General features: G+C 67.4%; 1 protein-coding gene and 1 pseudogene. Both read left to right on the forward strand.

Translation table 11 applies throughout. The features are described 5' to 3' along the window. Positions 1-270 (forward strand): annotated as a pseudogene (locus EN925_RS37540) (formimidoylglutamate deiminase); the annotation flags it as partial. Further along, a partial coding sequence (locus EN925_RS37545) for a GntR family transcriptional regulator (protein WP_128337447.1) occupies positions 267-939 on the forward strand: 673 nt, incomplete at its 3' end. The pseudogene EN925_RS37540 and the gene EN925_RS37545, both read left to right, overlap by 4 nt.

Raw genomic sequence — 939 nt, forward strand, 5'->3', positions numbered from 1 at the left:
GCGCTCGACGGTGGCAGCGTCGCGCTTGGCGCCGGTGCTTCCGCGATCGCCGTCGGCGCATCCGCCGATCTTGTCTCGCTCGATCCCAAAAATCCCTCGCTGGCCGGCAAGACCGGCGACGCGATCCTCGACGCCTGGATCTTCGCCAATGGCAGCAAGGTCGACTGCGTCTGGGTGCATGGCCGCAAACAGGTCAGCGGCGGCAGGCATGTGAAGCGAGAGGCCATCGCTGAGCGTTTTCGCAACGTGATGACGGCGCTTTCGGCATGAGCATGGCCGGCACTGTGGAGGCGGAAGGCGGCGGCTCGCTGCACCAGCGCATCCTCTCCGACATCAGCGAGAAAATCCTGTCCGGCGCCTGGGCGCCCGGTCATCGCATCCCGTTCGAGCATGAGTTGAGCGTGCAATACAATTGCTCGCGCATGACGGTGAACAAGGCGCTGTCGCAGCTTGCCAAGGCCGGACTGATCGAGCGCCGCCGCCGCTCAGGCAGCTTTGTGCGCCGGCCGCAGTCGCAGGCCGCGGTGCTGGAAATCCACGATATCCGCATCGAGGTCGAAGCGCTCGGCCTGCCCTATCGCTACGAGCGCGTCGCCCGACACAAAAGGCGCAGCAGCGCCGGGGATCGCGCGCTGCTGGAGCTGGGCGTGGCCGGACCGGTGCTGGCGCTGGAGTGCGGTCATTTCGCCGGCGAGCGGCCGTTCGCGCATGAACAGCGGCTGATCAATCTCACCGCCGTGCCCGAGGCAGCGGACGAGGAATTCGTGGCCACCGCACCAGGACCATGGCTGATTGGCCGCGTGCCGTGGAGCGAAGCCGAGCACCGGATTCGCGCTGTCGCCGCCGACAGGCATATCGCGGCTGCACTCGATATAGAAACGGGTGCGCCCTGCCGGGTGCTCGGCGCTCCACGTCCGTCGCTCGACCACCAGGCAGGGC

The sequence above is a fragment of the Mesorhizobium sp. M7A.F.Ca.US.006.04.2.1 genome (assembly GCF_004022915.1).
GTDB classification, from domain to species: Bacteria; Pseudomonadota; Alphaproteobacteria; order Rhizobiales; family Rhizobiaceae; genus Mesorhizobium; species Mesorhizobium ciceri.